15 protein-coding genes are annotated in these 14,641 nt (G+C 53.8%); 11 read left to right on the forward strand and 4 right to left on the reverse strand.

The features are described from left to right. The first annotated feature begins 2 nt into the window (after window positions 1-2). The 4 genes from IB212_RS09525 (at window position 3) to fliB (ending at window position 3,490) form a co-directional block, all read left to right on the forward strand. Complete coding sequence (locus tag IB212_RS09525; RefSeq protein ID WP_041910398.1) at window positions 3-950, forward strand: fimbrial protein; 948 nt, start codon at window positions 3-5, stop codon at window positions 948-950. A 10-nt stretch (window positions 951-960) separates the two neighbouring features. Beyond that, window positions 961-1,473, forward strand: a complete 513-nt coding sequence (locus IB212_RS09530; protein WP_075202918.1) for a fimbrial protein — start codon at window positions 961-963, stop codon at window positions 1,471-1,473. Between the two features lies 1 nt (window position 1,474). Then, window positions 1,475-2,116 (forward strand): LuxR C-terminal-related transcriptional regulator, encoded by a 642-nt coding sequence (locus IB212_RS09535; RefSeq protein ID WP_041910396.1) that lies wholly within the window; start codon window positions 1,475-1,477, stop codon window positions 2,114-2,116. 156 nt (window positions 2,117-2,272) lie between these two features. After that, a complete protein-coding gene (fliB, locus tag IB212_RS09540; RefSeq protein WP_041910394.1) occupies window positions 2,273-3,490 on the forward strand; it encodes a flagellin lysine-N-methylase in 1,218 nt (405 codons plus the stop codon). Between the two features lie 54 nt (window positions 3,491-3,544). Here the strand turns inward: fliB and fdhF are convergent, their stop codons facing one another. The 4 genes from fdhF to ycgZ all read right to left on the reverse strand — a co-directional run bounded on the left by fdhF (window position 3,545) and on the right by ycgZ (window position 6,751). Further along, the gene (gene fdhF / locus IB212_RS09545) at window positions 3,545-5,695 is read right to left on the reverse strand and encodes a formate dehydrogenase subunit alpha (RefSeq protein WP_188245660.1); all 2,151 of its coding nucleotides are present in this window, start codon (window positions 5,693-5,695) and stop codon (window positions 3,545-3,547) included. 183 nt (window positions 5,696-5,878) lie between these two features. Then, the gene (locus IB212_RS09550; protein WP_028012859.1) at window positions 5,879-6,157 is read right to left on the reverse strand and encodes a biofilm/acid-resistance regulator YmgB/AriR; all 279 of its coding nucleotides are present in this window, start codon (window positions 6,155-6,157) and stop codon (window positions 5,879-5,881) included. A 29-nt stretch (window positions 6,158-6,186) separates the two neighbouring features. Then, a complete protein-coding gene (locus tag IB212_RS09555; RefSeq protein ID WP_047365422.1) occupies window positions 6,187-6,507 on the reverse strand; it encodes a hypothetical protein in 321 nt (106 codons plus the stop codon). A 4-nt stretch (window positions 6,508-6,511) separates the two neighbouring features. Then, window positions 6,512-6,751, reverse strand: a complete 240-nt coding sequence (ycgZ, locus tag IB212_RS09560) for a regulatory protein YcgZ (protein WP_028012861.1) — start codon at window positions 6,749-6,751, stop codon at window positions 6,512-6,514. Between the two features lie 340 nt (window positions 6,752-7,091). On the opposite strand from ycgZ, the gene IB212_RS09565 reads away from it, so the two are divergent. From IB212_RS09565 to sufS, 7 genes are all read left to right on the forward strand, one after another. After that, window positions 7,092-8,312, forward strand: coding sequence for a diguanylate phosphodiesterase (locus tag IB212_RS09565; RefSeq protein WP_041910390.1), 1,221 nt, complete (start codon window positions 7,092-7,094; stop codon window positions 8,310-8,312). A gap of 188 nt (window positions 8,313-8,500) precedes the next feature. Then, window positions 8,501-9,229: a MerR family transcriptional regulator gene (locus IB212_RS09570; protein WP_041910388.1), complete on the forward strand. Its 729-nt coding sequence runs from the start codon at window positions 8,501-8,503 to the stop codon at window positions 9,227-9,229. 313 nt (window positions 9,230-9,542) lie between these two features. Continuing rightward, window positions 9,543-9,911 carry a Fe-S cluster assembly scaffold SufA gene (gene sufA / locus IB212_RS09575; RefSeq protein ID WP_041910386.1) on the forward strand — a complete coding sequence of 123 codons (369 nt, stop codon included), beginning with the start codon at window positions 9,543-9,545 and terminating at the stop codon, window positions 9,909-9,911. Between the two features lie 8 nt (window positions 9,912-9,919). After that, on the forward strand, window positions 9,920-11,410 hold the full coding sequence (sufB, locus tag IB212_RS09580; protein ID WP_028012865.1) for a Fe-S cluster assembly protein SufB: 1,491 nt from the start codon (window positions 9,920-9,922) through the stop codon (window positions 11,408-11,410). 9 nt (window positions 11,411-11,419) lie between these two features. Continuing rightward, entirely contained in the window at window positions 11,420-12,166 is a 747-nt protein-coding gene (gene sufC / locus IB212_RS09585) for a Fe-S cluster assembly ATPase SufC (RefSeq protein ID WP_041910384.1), read from the forward strand. Then, window positions 12,141-13,412 carry a Fe-S cluster assembly protein SufD gene (sufD, locus tag IB212_RS09590; RefSeq protein ID WP_041910382.1) on the forward strand — a complete coding sequence of 424 codons (1,272 nt, stop codon included), beginning with the start codon at window positions 12,141-12,143 and terminating at the stop codon, window positions 13,410-13,412. Before sufC ends, sufD begins: the two co-directional genes overlap by 26 nt. Further along, window positions 13,409-14,629 carry a cysteine desulfurase SufS gene (sufS, locus tag IB212_RS09595; RefSeq protein WP_045630164.1) on the forward strand — a complete coding sequence of 407 codons (1,221 nt, stop codon included), beginning with the start codon at window positions 13,409-13,411 and terminating at the stop codon, window positions 14,627-14,629. The genes sufD and sufS overlap by 4 nt, the downstream gene beginning before the upstream one ends. The last annotated feature ends 12 nt before the right edge of the window (window positions 14,630-14,641 follow it).

Below are 14,641 nucleotides of genomic sequence, written 5' to 3' on the forward strand. Positions count from 1 at the left end.
AAATGCGCATACTTAACATCCTGTTCCTGCTGTGTATCACCGCAGCCTGGAATAGTGCTCATGCAGGAACCTGCACAACGATTACGCCACAGGAATCCACTTTGTCCATCGGCACAATTACGGTGCAGCGTGATGTCGCGGTTGGCACGGTATTATTTTCAAAAAATGCGTCGGTCACCGGGTCCTATTTAAGCGGCTGTACCAATCCGTTAATGCTCGGGTTTAGCATGCGGTACCTTAATGCAACGCCGAGTAGTTACGGTAATCACGTTTATAACACCAATGTAAGCGGTATTGGCGTGCGCTTTTCATCAGGTAATTATTTTGAAAACCCGACCTATACCTTTTCTTATAACGCGCAGACAAGTTATGTCGAATGGTGGGGCGGTAAAATAGAACTTGTCGTTACCGGACCCGTTGCCTCTGGCTCGCTGACGCCCGGCGTACTGGGTGTCGTTATGCTGCAGGGGAGCGATGGTGTGTATCGCGATGGCCTTACGACGACGCTTCTGGACGGGACCATCAACGTGCTGGCCTGCAGCATAACGACGCCGCAGCTGACGTTTCCCATCGGCGATATTTCTGCCGCGACGTTTGGCTCAACGGTCGGCACCACACCGACGGGCGCTCAGAATACGCAAAACCTGGGTCTGAACTGCGACCCGGGGGCAAACGTCAACGTTTCGCTCAGCGGCATTCAGAACCCGGACGTAGCAACAACGAGCGTGCTCGCGCTGACGGGGCAGGGTAATACCGGCACGGCGAAAGGGGTTGGCGTTCAGCTCCTCTATAACGGTACGCCTCTCTCGTTAAATACCCGTTTGCCGTTAAATGCCGCCGCGGGTGGGCAGCAGGCATTTCCATTAACAGCGCGTTATTACCAGACCCAAACGACGGTTGAACCCGGTACTGCCAATGCGTCTGCAACCTTAAATTTGACGTATCAGTAAAGGATAAATGATGAATATTCTGCGCACGGCAGCGCTTGCCGCCATATTAGTAAGCTGCAATACCTTTGCGACGGACAGCGTTAGCGTCAGCGTTACCGGAAATATTGTGGCCTCTCCCTGTATCTTTAATGGGGGAAATAACAGTCTGGATATCAACCTTGGCAATATTCAGGCATCCAATATGGCTACGCCGGGGTCATCGTCCGATCCTGTGCCGTTTAACCTGCTGTTTACCCAGTGTCCGACAGGGACGCGCAGCGTGACGGTCTCCTTTACCGGAAACCCCGATCCGGTCGCCGGGGCGGATTACTACATGAACAGCGGTTCGGCCACGAACGTCGCGATTGCGATGAGTGAGGCCGCAACGGGTGCAATGAAGGGAACCGGAACAAGTATTACACAAACTATTGCAGCAGACAGAACCGCAACGATGGCCATGCTGGCATCGGTCAGGTCTTCCACGGGCGGCGCAACGCCGGGGAGCATTAGTGCCGTCGTGGTCATGACGATGCAGTACAACTGATATGCTGAATATTGTGATTAAAGAGACCGACGCATTTTTCAGAGCGGGATTGCAGTGTTTTCTTGAGGATTTCTTCTTTCATAATTTCAAACATCTGCTTCACTTTGACTGCGAACTTTCTCATGAAAATGTCAGTGCCGCTGATATTATTTTTCTCTCTTTATGTCAGGGGGAAACCCTGACCTGTTATCCCGAATTACAGGCGCGGAAAAAAGGAATTGTGGTTGGGCTGGTGGATGATGAACACCGTTTCTCGACATATCCGTCCTGTTTTCAGGATATGATTTTTATCTCCCGCCGCGCTTCGCTGGACAGGATCACCGAGGCGCTGTTTATCGCATGGTACCGCACACAGCTCTCAAGCTTTCACTGGAGGAAGAGAACCTGCAGCGAATGCCAGCATAAAATATTATCGCCACAGCAAATTCGCGTTATGGTGAGTTTTTACAAAGGATTATCGGTAGGGCAGATCGCGAATGAGCTTAAAACAAGTGATAAAACTATTTTTACCCATAAATATTTGCTGATGCAAAAATTCAACCTGCGCAGTGATTTTGAGCTGGTGGCCTTGATTCACAGGATGGTGGAGAAGAATACCCCTGCAAACCGCTTGCGAGACTATCTGACTCATCATCATGGTTAACAAGTATTAGCCAATAACCTAACAGGGGCGCAATATTCTCATTCGTTATCGCGCCCCTGATTCTGTGAATTACAAAACATAGTGTGCGGTTATGCCTCTATAGAATAGCGTGTGCGGCATGGTATTTTTTATGCTTTATAAAATGACGCCTTAGCTATGCAAATTCATAAAACCATCAAACCGATTTTCGTCAGTAAGTTTCAGTGCGTGGGGTCAGCATGTTTAATCTCATGTTGTCGTGGCTGGACGATCGCTATTGATAAGAAAACCCACCAAAAGTACGTCCAGTCCACGCACGCAGAAATTGCCGCCATTGCAAAAGAGAATCTGATCCTTCAGCGCAAGGGCAAGAACAACTACTCCAGAGTGAAGCTAAACGAAAAAGGGGAGTGTCCTTTTATCGATGAAAACAAACTCTGCATGGTGCACCGTGATTTAGGGGAAGAGGCGCTCTCACATACTTGCAGTACGTATCCCAGAAGCGCAAGCCGTTATCAGGATGAAACACGGCATACGATGACGCTCTCCTGCCCTGAAGTGGTCAGACGCGTCCTGTTTGACCCGGAGGCCATGCTGTTTCAGGAGCAGGATGAGTTAGTGGCAACCTACAAAACTAACCTGATTGGGCAACGTCAATCCGCCTCACAGACGCAGCAGGTGATCCATCTTTTTGCCTGGAACCTTATTCAGTCGCCTTCCCGCAATGTTGAAGAAAATTTGATGGCGCTGGCGCAGTTTATTCTCTGTCTTCAGCACGTTAATTTTGATTTACATAATAAATTTGCCGAAGTAGAACAATTTTACGATGCGTTACGCAATGACCTGCAAAACGGGAAATCGCTGATCGATGCCTGTCACCTCACGCATTCAAATGCGATGAAATATCTGGCACTGTCCGTGATGGGAACGAACGTGGCGAAAGATTCGGTGCGGGACGGTTTTATTCTTCAGGGGCACCAGCAAATTGCCTCGTATCTGGACATGGCCGGCCTGAACGACGCTTCTGAACTGGAAGCTAAATTCGACGGGATTAATCAGCAGTGGCACAAGCTGTGCGAGTCATCCTGCTTGTCAGAACCCTACGTGTTACGCAATTACCTGCTGTATAAACTCTATAGCAGCTATTTCCCTGGTAAAAATACGGCAAACATCATGCGCCAGTTTTACCGTATTGTACTGGATTTTTTCTATATCAAATTCATTCTCAGCGTGCGGTCGATGCAGGAAGACATTGACCAGCAGGTCGTGATGAAAACCATCGCCAGCCTCTCTGAAAAGACCATGCACAATCAGACCATAGATGCGCGCATGGACTTTGCTATTGATAAAATCAACGGTGGGGATGATTTATCCTGCCTGCTGTTGATTGGATAAACGCGCAGACTCAGAGGCTCACGCGGTGAGCCTCCTCTCCTTATACGTTATACGTTATACGTTCACGGCATTGATCAACCGCGTTTTCATCGTCTGGTAAGACGACGCCGCAAAATCCTCCGCCCAGCGCTGGTCCTCAATGGCTTCCAGCTTTACCGCGCAGTACTTGGTTTCCGGCGTTTTGGAGACAGGGTCAAGGTTATCCTGCGTTAACTCGTTGCAGGCGCCAATCCACCACTGGTAGGTCATATAGACCGCACCGGCGTTGATACGCTCACTGATGCTGGCGCGGGTGATGACCTTGCCCCTGCGTGAACGAACCCACACCAGCTGGCCGTCACTGATTCCCAACTTATCCGCATCGGCAGGATTCATCTGCACCCGTCCCGGCTCATCGGCCAGGCTTTGCAGCGCGGCGCAGTTCCCGGTCATTGATCGGCACGAATAATGTCCCACTTCACGCACCGTGCAGAGCACAAGAGGGTAGTCATCATCAGGGGTTTCTGCCGGTGCGCGCCACGGTGCAGCAAAGAGCTGCCCCTTGCCGGTTGGGGTGTCGAACTGATTGTCTTTGTACAGGTATGGCGTTCCCGGATGATCCAGCGTCGGGCACGGCCACTGCACGTGGCCCATCTCGCCCATTTTTTCATACGTCACGCCGTAGAAGAGCGGGCACAGCTCGCGCATTTCATCCCAGATCTGCTGATTATCGTCGTAATGCATCGGATAGCCCATCTCGGTGGCGAGCAGGCTGACGATCTCCCAGTCGCGCTTCACGTTGCCTTTGGCCTCAACAGCCTGGCCAAAACGCTGGAAACCCCGGTCTGCGCAGGTAAAGACGCCGCCGTGTTCGCCCCATGAGGTGGCAGGGAGCAGAACGTCCGCCACTTCCGCCGTTTTGGTCATAAAGATGTCCTGAACCACCACGAAGTCAAGCGCCTCGAAACCGCTGCGGACCAGGCCGAGATCGGCTTCCGTCTGCAGCGGATCTTCCCCCATGATGTAATAGGCTTTGACCTTGCCTTCCAGCGCAAGGTGAGGCACCTCGGTAATGCGCGTCCCGACGCGATCGTCCATGTTATTCACGTCGATCCCCCAGGCATCGGCGAACTTCTGCCGGACAGCCGGATCGGTCACATCCTGATAGCCGGGGAACATATTCGGCAGAACGCCCATATCGCAGGCGCCCTGAACATTGTTTTGTCCGCGCACGGGACCGACACCGACGGCAGGGCGGCCGAGGTTGCCGGTCAGCAGTGCCAGGCTGGAAAGTCCTTTGACAACATCGACGGCCTGGCCAAACTGGGTCACGCCCATTCCCCACATTACGGTGGCGGAAGGGGCCGCCGCGAAGGTGCGCATTGCCTGACGAACATCGCGGGCGGGGATGCCGGTGAGGTATTCTACGCGCTCAGGGGCATACTCTTTCACCGTCTGCCGATAGGCCTCAAGTCCTTCGGTAAACCGCGCGACGTAGTTCTTGTCGTACAGCTCCTCTTCCAGAAGTACATAGCCAAAGGCGTTTACCAGCGCCATGTTGCTACCGTTCTTCAATTGCAGATGCTGATCGGCAATGCGCGCCGTTTCGATGCGGCGCGGGTCGCAGACGATGATTTTCGCGCCGTTTTCACGGGCCTTCAGCACGCGCCGGGCGACGATAGGGTGGGAGTCTGCGCAGTTATAGCCAAATACCAGCAGGCATTTGGAGTGTTCAATATCGTTGATAGAGTTGCTCATTGCACCGTTGCCGAGGGTCTCCTGAAGTCCGGCGACGGAAGGACCGTGACAAACGCGCGCGCAGCAGTCGACGTTATTGGTGTGCAGCACCGCGCGGGCAAATTTTTGCATCACGTAATTGGTTTCATTGCCGGTTCCGCGCGATGAACCGGTGGTCATGATCGCCCGCGGGCCGAACTGCTGTTTAATGCTGCTGAGCCTGTGGGCGGTGTAGCGGATCGCCTCTTCCCAGGTCACGGGGGTGAATGCTTCGCCTTTGCGGTAGCGGATCATCGGCTGGGTGAGGCGGGGAGTGAGGAGGCGGGTATCATTGAGGAAGTCCCAACCGTAAAATCCTTTCAGACATAAGGTGCCCTGGTTTGTGACTCCCTCTGCCGCTTCGGCACGGATGATACGGTTATTTTCAACGACAAGGTTCAATTTACAGCCTGCACCGCAGTAAGGGCAGACGCTGGCGATCTTTTTCATCAATAACAGACCTGTTAAGAAATGAAGCGAAATGACTGGTAAGCCCAGTCCCGTAACAGGGAGTAAGCAGAAACCATGCCATCTTTATAACGCTTCTTTACAGGGGGTTATGAAGAGAGGGAGGTGTCATCGTCAGCCTGTTCGACAATTCTGACGATGACACGATCGCTGAATGCAGGGCGTTTAAACGTCATCCATGGTGTAGCCCACAACGATCTCAAGCGTCTTGCGAATCACATCCGCCTGAACCACGTCGTGAGTGGCTTCCAGCGTCTGAATGAGCCACAGGATGATCGCTTTATTGGAAATATGACCTTCAGAGGCCAGAACACAGCGTACTGCAGTAGAAAAAATAGCGGACTCTTCAGCAAAACGATCGCCTGCGTGACGGAAATATTCCGCCAGCGCACTGTCTAAAAAAGCAGAGTGGTATTCGGGTTGAAGCTGAATATTTTGTCTCATTTGTTCTCACCGTAGCTGTTAAAATGCAGTCAATGTATTTTTTTGGGATCGGACGGCTTTCCCTTTCCAAACAACGACACTACATTGCCTCTGTTATCATTGAGAGGTCCCTCTCTGCTCATTCGTCCTTGCGCGGTTCTGCGACGTTTTAATCCGAGGCTTTTTGATCCGATATCGGCAATCGCCTTCGCCAGTGTCTCCCGCCGCCGGGGATTCTTTTCATGTGTTTTCATCTGCCGCAGACGCTGAACCAGAGCTTCAGTTGTAACGGGGCCACGCTCTCTCAAAAGAGAAAGAACGGCTTCGCCAATCAGCTGATCGGTCAGTTTGTCTGCGTCACTGCGGTTCATCACGTTATCGTTCGAAGAGCAAGCCAAGCAGCATATGGTAATGCTGTTCCTCTTCGGGGCCCTCGGCCCTTTCAAGGCGACTTAACAGTTTGGTACAGAGCGATTTGCGATTGAGATTTCGCCCGTCGCTAAGGATCTCAACAACGACCTGACCCAGCGTTTCCTGTTGGGTTGGAAGTGTGGCTTTTTCGAAGTACTGTGCGATCGCTGCTGCGGAATCTGCGACGTAACCTTTCTGCTGCATGTTTCGCTCCTGTAAAATTTTGTAATCAGTAACGTTACATTTAAGGTATACACTTTTTCTAAATCTGTACATTAAAAATGTACAGATTTTTAATAAAATCAGGATATATTTAATAAATGCTATATTTCTCAATCGCTTGCTTGTTTATCATGAAACGGTAATGCTACAGAATATATTGTACAAATCGCACGGCCGCTGTTAAGTTGTACAACACTTGTGAGAGTGCCATTAACGGGCGTAAATGATTGAGATGTAAATTATTTGTGAGGCAATTAATGTGCTATAAGAGAAGTCTCTCCACATGTTTTTGTGGTCAAAACCCTTAACCCCCAGGAATCGCATGCTTACAACCATCATTTACCGCAGTCATATCTGCGAGGACGTTCCAGTGAAAGCACTGGAAGCTATGGTCGCTGCTGCAAATAATAAAAACCGGCAAGCCAACGTCACGGGGATATTGCTGTTTAACGGCACACATTTTTTTCAGTTGCTTGAGGGGCCAGTGGAGCATGTTTCTGCTATTTATGAGGAGATCTGCAACGACCCGCGACACCATAACGTAGTCGAGCTGATGCGCGATCACGGCCCCGTCCGGCGTTTTGGCAATGTGGGGATGGAGCTTTTTGATTTGCGCCAGTTCGACAGGAACGAGGTGCTGCAACAGGTGCTGAACAAGGGAACAACACGCTATCAGCTGACTTACAATGACCGTCCGCTGCAGTTTTTCCGTACCTTTGTCGAGGCCACGGAAAAAGCTAACTATTTTGAACTGCCGCCTGCGGATTCCTGGGAGTTCGTTCGCGAAGAAACACGCTTGTCAGCGCAACCCGAGGTGGTCGCGAAAGGAGCGGATTGCAGCTTTGCTTTCCAGCCGATAGTCGATCCGTTTATGCAGCAGGTCGTCTCCTGGGAGGCACTTCTCCGCACGCCTGACGGCGGCGCACCGGGGATCTACTTTGCCAATCTGCCGCGTGACGACGTGTATACCTCTGATTTGCACAGCAAGCAGGTGGCCCTCTCAATGGCCAGCGCACTCGGGTTGCAGAACCAGACGTTATCCCTCAACCTGCTGCCTATGACGCTGGTTAACATTCCTAACGCCGTTGATTTCCTGCTCACCGCGATTGGAGCAAACGGTTTTGTTCCTGAGCAAATTGTGGTGGAGTTTACCGAAAGTGAAGCCATTTCCCGTTTTGACGAGTTCACGGATTCAGTCAGACAGCTAAAAAGTGCAGGCATCAGCGTGACGATCGATCACTTTGGTGCCGGCTTTGCGGGACTACAGCTACTGGCCCAATTCCAGCCCGACAGAATTAAGATTAATCGCGATCTCGTCGCGAACGTGCATAAAAGTGGCCCTCGACAGGCCATCATTCAGGCGATTATCAAATGCTGTTCCTCGCTTGAAATTCAGTTCTGCGCGGTCGGCGTGGAGAAGGCAGAAGAGTGGATGTGGCTGGAATCTGCGGGGATTTCCCAGTTCCAGGGGCATCTTTTTGCCAGCCCCCGGCATGGCGGAATTCCGGCGATTGCATGGCCGGAGAAGAAATTCGATTTTTGATAAAGCTGTACAAAATTCGGCAGACTTAGCTGTACGAGAAGCAAATTTTAGACAACAATGTATTAACAGGTGAAGGGAGAACGACCCCTTTCACCTGTGCAAAATGCGGTCTTAGTTATACAAATGGTTTGTACAATCTGATAAGGTTGGTGTAGTTAGGTATGGAAGTTCTGAGCGTGAGGGAGTTAATGGCCTATTACAGTATCGGCGAAGTGGCCGAACGATGCGGTATCAACCCCGTTACGCTGCGTGCCTGGCAGCGACGTTATGGATTGTTGAAGCCGCAGCGCAGCGAAGGGGGTCATCGTCAGTTTGACGATGAAGATATCCTGCGTATTGAAGAGATCAAACGCCTGATGAAAAGCGGCGTTTCGGTCGGAAAAGTAAAAGCCTTGCTGGAAAATAAAGAAGTCCTGACTCAGGGTAATTGGGTCTCGTTCCAGGAAGAGATGATGACCGTTTTGCGTTATGCCAGCCCGGCAAAGCTGCGTGCCAAAATCGGCGAATTCCGCCGCAATCACGCCATGGATGCGATGATTGATAACATCATTTCCCCCGTCCGCCAGCGAATGAATCAGGATCAAAATACTGTACGCCACATGGCGAGCATGCTTGACGGCGTCCTGATTGAATTCGCGGTTCTAAGCCTGGCGGAGTCGCGCAAGAAAGCGGGTAAAGATGCGTTGCTTATCGGCTGGGAATGCGATGACCGCACCCATCTTTGGCTTGAAGCCGCGCGGCTGGCGCAGCAAGGCTGGCACATTGACGTGCTGGCGGACCCGATTGATTCTCCGCGTCCTGAACTTTTCCCGGGGCAAAAAATCTTCGTCTGGACGGGAAAAACGCCAACACCGCGTCAGCAGGAACAGCTGGATCACTGGCGTGAGCAGGGTTTTAGCGTTTCATTTCACCAATAATAATCAGAGGCCTTGAGGGCCTTTTATTGTTTTAGACACTTCCAGAACAAAAGCTATCTCAAAAATAGGCATTTCCGATACATATTTTACTTTTCCTCTCTTCACTGTTTTCTCCAACAGATAATCCATTAATTTTCAAAGTACTGAACAATTAAATCCATCCCGCCCGCATCTTCTGACAGGGTCTATGCTTAATAAAAGTAGACAAAAAGGGCGGTTTAGCCGAATGCCCCTGCTGACAGAGGGTTGAAGTGATAATCGTTATCACTAACATGGTGTTATGCCCTGATGGCTAATCAGATGAGGTGGACCTATGGAACTGCATTCAGAAACCTTCAATCCTGCCGATTTCGCCTGGCGAGGATTAACGCTCACGCCTGCGGCGGCGGCGCATATCCACGAGCTGGTGGCAAAAAATCCCGACATTCTCGGCGTGCGCTTAGGCGTTAAGCAGACCGGCTGCGCGGGCTTTGGCTACGTGCTGGATACCGTCACCGCACCGGAAAAGGATGACCTGGTGTTTGAAACCGATGGCGCAAAGCTGTACGTCGCGCTGCAGGCTATGCCGTTTATCGATGGAACCGAAGTGGATTACGTGCGGGAAGGTTTAAACCAGTTATTCAAATTTCATAACCCGAAAGCCCAGAACGAATGCGGCTGCGGCGAAAGCTTTGGGGTATAGGCGGTACTATGTCTCGTAATACTGAAGCAACGAGTGATGTAAACACCTGGAGCGGCGGACACCTCAACTATAAAGAGGGTTTTTTCACGCAACTGCAGACCGACGAGCTGGCGAAAGGCATTAATGAAGATGTGGTGCGCGCCATTTCGGCCAAACGTAACGAGCCCGAGTGGATGCTCGAATTTCGCCTGAGCGCATTCCGCGCCTGGCTGGAGATGGAAGAGCCGCACTGGCTGAAAGCCCACTACGACAAGCTGAACTACCAGGATTACAGCTACTACTCCGCCCCCTCCTGCGGCAGCTGTGACGATACCTGCGCCTCGCAGCCCGGCGCGGTCCAGCAAACCGGTGCCGAGAACAGCTTCCTGAGCAAAGAGGTTGAAGAGGCGTTTAATCAGCTGGGCGTGCCCGTGCGCGAGGGGAGAGAGGTGGCGGTAGACGCCATTTTCGACTCCGTCTCGGTGGCGACCACCTACCGTGAAAAGCTGGCCGAGCAGGGGATCATTTTCTGCTCCTTTGGCGAAGCCATTCATGACCATCCCGATCTGGTGAAAAAGTACATCGGCACCGTGGTACCGAGCAACGATAACTTCTTCGCCGCGCTGAATGCCGCGGTAGCCTCTGACGGCACCTTTATCTACGTGCCGAAAGGCGTGCGCTGCCCGATGGAGCTCTCCACCTATTTCCGCATCAACGCCGAAAAAACCGGACAGTTTGAACGCACCATTCTGGTAGCGGACGAAGGCAGCTACGTCAGCTATATCGAAGGGTGCTCCGCCCCGGTGCGCGACAGCTACCAGCTGCACGCGGCGGTGGTAGAGGTCATCATTCACAAAGACGCCGAGGTGAAGTACTCCACGGTGCAGAACTGGTTCCCCGGCGACGGCAATACCGGCGGTATCCTGAACTTCGTCACCAAGCGTGCGCTGTGCGAAGGCGAAAACAGCAAAATGTCCTGGACGCAGTCGGAAACCGGCTCCGCTATTACCTGGAAATACCCGAGCTGTATTCTGCGCGGGGATAACTCCATCGGTGAGTTTTACTCGGTGGCGCTGACCAGCGGGCATCAGCAGGCCGATACCGGCACCAAGATGATCCACATTGGGAAAAACACCAAATCGACGATTATCTCGAAGGGGATCTCCGCCGGGCATAGCCAGAACAGCTATCGCGGGCTGGTGAAAATCATGCCGACGGCCACCAACGCGCGTAACTTCACCCAGTGTGATTCAATGCTGATCGGTGCCGACTGCGGGGCGCATACCTTCCCGTACGTCGAGTGTCGCAACAACACGGCTCAGCTAGAGCACGAGGCGACCACGTCGCGCATTGGGGAAGATCAGCTCTTCTACTGCCTGCAACGCGGCATCAGCGAAGAAGATGCCATTTCGATGATTGTGAACGGCTTCTGTAAGGACGTGTTCTCTGAACTGCCGCTGGAATTCGCCGTTGAAGCACAAAAACTCCTCGCCATTAGTCTTGAACACAGCGTCGGTTAAGGAAAGCACATGTTAAGCATTAAAGATTTACAGGTTAGCGTGGAAGAGAAAGCGATCCTGCGCGGTCTCAATTTTGACGTCAAGCCGGGTGAAGTTCACGCCATCATGGGGCCGAACGGCTCCGGAAAAAGTACGCTTTCAGCGACGCTGGCGGGACGTGAAGATTACGAAGTAACAGGCGGCTCGGTCGAATTTAACGGCAAAGATCTGCTGGAGATGTCGCCGGAAGACCGTGCGGGTGAGGGCATCTTTATGGCCTTCCAGTACCCGGTGGAAATTCCGGGCGTCAGCAACCAGTTTTTCCTCCAGACGGCGCTGAATGCGGTGCGCAAGTATCGCGGCCAGGAGGCGCTGGATCGCTTCGACTTCCAGGATCTAATGGAAGAGAAGATCAAACTGCTGAAAATGCCAGAAGACCTGCTGACCCGCTCGGTCAACGTCGGCTTTTCCGGCGGCGAGAAAAAGCGTAACGATATCCTGCAGATGGCGGTGCTGGAGCCCGAGCTGTGCATTCTGGATGAGACCGACTCCGGTCTGGATATCGACGCCCTGAAGATTGTCGCCGACGGGGTGAATTCCCTGCGCGACGGCAAGCGCTCGTTCATTATTGTCACCCACTACCAGCGCATTCTGGACTACATCAAGCCGGACTACGTCCACGTGCTTTACCAGGGACGTATTGTGAAATCCGGTGATTTTACGCTGGTTAAACAACTGGAGGAGCAGGGTTATGGCTGGCTTACCGAACAGCAGTAATGCGCTCCAGCAGTGGCACCGGCTGTTTGAGGAGCAGGGTAATACGCGCTCCGAGCAGGCGCAGCAGCACCTGCAGCAGATGCTGCGCCTCGGCCTGCCGACGCGTAAGCATGAGAACTGGAAATACACCCCACTCGACGGCCTGCTGAACGGCGAGTTTGTGACGCGTCTGGCGGAGATTGACCCGGCCCGGCGCGACGCTCTGGCGCTGACGGTGGATGCGGTGCGTCTGGTCTTTGTCGACGGCGTCTGGCGTCCAGAACTGAGTGATGACGCCCGGGATAGCGGGTTCGATATCGTCATTAACGACGACCGCCAGAGCCTGAGCGCCCCGGTTCAGCCGGAAGTCTTCCTCCACCTGACCGAGAGCCTGGCCCGCAGCGTGACGCATATTCAGGTCAAGCGTAACCAGCGTCCGGCAAAACCGCTGCTGCTGATGCACATCACACAGGGCGTAGAGGGCGATGAGATCAACACCGCGCACTATCGCCATCACCTTGAGCTGGCGGAGGGGGCGGAGGCCACGGTAATCGAACATTACGTCAGCCTCAACGAGACCCGCCATTTTACCGGGTCGCGGCTGACGATGAACGTTGCCGCCAATGCGCAGCTTCACCATATTAAGCTGGCGTTTGAGAATCCGCAGAGCCACCATTTTGCCCATAACGATCTCCTGCTGGGCCAGGATGCCGCGGCGTACAGCCACAGCTTCCTGCTCGGCGGCGCGGTGCTGCGCCACAACACCAGCACGCAGCTTAACGGTGAAAACACTACGCTGCGCATCAATAGCCTGGCGATGCCGGTGAAGGCAGAAGTGTGCGACACGCGTACCTGGCTTGAGCATAACAAAGGCTACTGCAACAGCCGCCAGCTGCACAAAACCATCGTCAGCGATAAAGGGCGGGCGGTGTTTAACGGCCTGATTAACGTGGCCCAGCACGCCATCAAAACCGACGGGCAGATGACCAACAACAATCTGCTGCTGGGGCGCCTGGCGGAAGTGGACACCAAGCCGCAGCTGGAGATCTACGCCGACGACGTAAAATGCAGTCACGGCGCGACGGTCGGTCGGATCGACGACGAGCAGATGTTCTACCTGCGCTCGCGCGGCATCGACCAGCAGGCGGCGCAGAAAATGATCATCTACGCCTTTGCGGCGGAGCTTACGGAAGCGCTGCACGATGGCGTATTGAAGCAGCAGGTGCTGGCCCGCATTGGTCAGCGTCTGCCCGGAGGCGAAGCATGAGTTTTCCCGTAGAGAAAGTGCGGGCCGATTTCCCGGTTCTGACCCGTGAAGTGAACGGCCTGCCGCTGGCCTATCTCGACAGCGCGGCCAGCGCGCAGAAGCCGAATCAGGTGGTGGATGCGGAAGCCGAGTTCTACCGCCACGGCTACGCCGCCGTGCATCGCGGTATTCATACCCTGAGCGCCGAGGCGACCCAGCGCATGGAAAACGTGCGCACGCAAATTGCATCCTTCCTCAATGCACGCCTGCCGGAAGAGCTGGTATTTGTGCGCGGCACAACCGAGGGGATTAACCTTGTCGCCAACAGCTGGGGCAACGCCCAGGTGCGCGCGGGGGATAACATCATCATCACCCAGATGGAGCACCACGCCAATATTGTGCCGTGGCAGATGCTCTGCGAGCGTGTCGGCGCGCAGCTGCGGGTCGTTCCGTTGAACGACGATGGCACGCTGCAGCTGGAGCAGCTTGACGCCCTGCTGGACGCTAAAACGCGGCTGGTGGCGGTCACCCAGGTCTCTAACGTGCTGGGCACCGAAAATCCGGTGACAGAGATTATCGCAAAAGCCCATCAGGCCGGCGCGAAGGTGCTGATTGACGGCGCGCAGGCGGTGATGCACCACGCGGTGGACGTGCAGGCGCTGGACTGCGATTTCTACGTATTCTCCGGGCATAAGCTCTATGGCCCGACCGGGATTGGCGTGCTGTATGTGAAAGAGGACATCCTGCAGGCGATGCCGCCGTGGGAAGGGGGCGGATCGATGATCGCCACCGTCAGCCTGACGGAAGGGACGACCTACGCCCGCGCGCCCTGGCGTTTCGAGGCGGGCACCCCCAACACTGGCGGGATTATCGGCCTGGGGGCAGCGGTGTCTTATGTCTCCGCAATCGGCCTCGACGCCATTCAGGAGTACGAGCAGCTGCTGATGCACTACGCGCTGCAGGAGCTTGCCAGCGTGCCGGACCTTACCCTGTATGGCCCGGCTGACAGACAGGGCGTGATTGCCTTTAACCTGGGGAAACACCACGCCTATGACGTGGGCAGCTTCCTCGATAATTACGGCGTGGCCGTCCGTACCGGCCACCACTGCGCCATGCCGCTGATGGCTTTTTACCAGGTGCCGGCAATGTGCCGCGCATCGCTGGTGATGTATAACACAATGGAAGAGGTCGACAGGCTGGTGGCGGGGCTTAAGCGCATTCACCAGCTGCTGGGCTAAGAAGAGGCAAAA

Source organism: Enterobacter sp. E12 (genome assembly GCF_014596715.2).
GTDB classification, from domain to species: Bacteria; Pseudomonadota; Gammaproteobacteria; order Enterobacterales; family Enterobacteriaceae; genus Enterobacter; species Enterobacter bugandensis.